This is a genomic window from Staphylococcus sp. HMSC62A08 (assembly GCF_001839105.1).
Taxonomy (GTDB): domain Bacteria; phylum Bacillota; class Bacilli; order Staphylococcales; family Staphylococcaceae; genus Staphylococcus; species Staphylococcus caprae.
This window is the reverse complement of record NZ_KV840027.1, coordinates 12,327-13,282: the sequence shown is the minus strand read 5'-3', so window position 1 is coordinate 13,282 and position 956 is coordinate 12,327. Positions and strand designations below refer to the sequence as shown.

Genomic DNA, 956 nt, shown 5'->3' with positions numbered 1-956 from the left:
ATTTTTATATGAATCAATATCTTTAAAATTGCCGTATTGAGAGAAAAATTTAAAGGTTTTTATTTTATTTTTTAAATTTTTATCTTTAACTTTTTTTGTTAAATATATTTTATTATCTTTCATTTCAACCGGATATCTTGATTCTTTTACTCCATCATCATATTTATCTATATCGTCACTATATTTATTTATATAATAAAAACCTTTTGCTTCTCTTGTGTTACGGTTTAATTTCAACACCATACCTTCGCCAATCAGATCACCGCCATTTTCTTGAATAGCCATTTCAGAATCTAAAACCCATTTCCCTTTATCATCTTTATCAAAGTTATCATCTCTAAATCCTTCTTTGTCGTATAAATCATCTAGATTTTTAATTGGATACATATTCAATGTCTTTGAGAAGCTATTTTTAACCTCTTTTTCTTTATTTAGCTTTAAACCATACCATCCGCCTACTACGGTAACTACAATTGTTAATGGGATAGCTATTACTAATATCCACATTTTTGATATATTCACTATTTCACATCATTTCTATTCTAAGTAATCATTCATAACGCAACTTTAATATAAATTCCTATGTTTTTCATTTTAAGTTTTAATAATTTTCTTCAATTCTCTCATAAAACATTGAATTAATCGTATTAATCAAATCCTCTTTTATCTTCTCTAGTTTATTAATTTTTTGTAAATAAATAAGACTTAAATATTTAAATCACTCTATTTATGCAATATATTTATAAAAACTATTTATATAATTTAATAATTAAGTTAGAATGATACTAACTAATATATTTTTGAGGTGCGCCATGAAAAAAATAGTCTGCTCCATTTTAGTTTCATCATTATTATTAGGAGGATGTTCAACGATGAGTAATGATTCAAATAAAGAGTCACAGTCAGTGCCCGAAGAAATGCCGGCTAGTAAATATGTAGGACAAGGTTTTCAGCCA

Annotated in this window: 2 protein-coding genes; one reads left to right on the top strand and one right to left on the bottom strand. The window is 25.7% G+C overall.

Annotated elements, in window-relative coordinates; translation table 11 throughout:
- The coding region (locus HMPREF3264_RS00845) for a tandem-type lipoprotein (RefSeq protein WP_070871615.1) at positions 1-522 on the bottom strand (522 nt) is incomplete at its 3' end.
- 290 nt (positions 523-812) lie between these two features.
- Here HMPREF3264_RS00845 and HMPREF3264_RS12865 point away from each other — a divergent pair.
- Positions 813-956, top strand: a 144-nt coding sequence (locus tag HMPREF3264_RS12865) for a DUF1672 family protein (RefSeq protein ID WP_371106818.1), incomplete at its 3' end; no start/stop codon positions are given.